Here is a 238-nt window from a genome sequence, read left to right on the forward strand (position 1 = left end):
CATCGTGCGTTTCGGATCTGAACTCAAGTTTGTGAAAGAAACGTACAACCCGGAGAAGCTGTCGATCGTCCAGTTTGACACCCGGATCCAGCGCACAGACACGTGGGGCGAGGATGACCCGTTCGAGAAGATCGAGATCATCGGTCGTGGCGGCACGCATCTCGAGTGCGTACGTAGAGATATGTTGGAGGAAAATCCGACCGCTGCTATCATCTTCACCGACATGCAGTGCAGGCCG

1 protein-coding gene is annotated in these 238 nt (G+C 55.0%); it reads left to right on the plus strand.

Translation table 11 applies throughout. From position 1 onward, the window contains the following. The coding region (locus SB771_RS36805; RefSeq protein WP_410722260.1) for a VWA-like domain-containing protein at window positions 1-238 on the plus strand (238 nt) is incomplete at both ends.

It is taken from the genome of Burkholderia sp. SIMBA_051, assembly GCF_046534915.1.
Taxonomy (GTDB): domain Bacteria; phylum Pseudomonadota; class Gammaproteobacteria; order Burkholderiales; family Burkholderiaceae; genus Burkholderia; species Burkholderia ambifaria.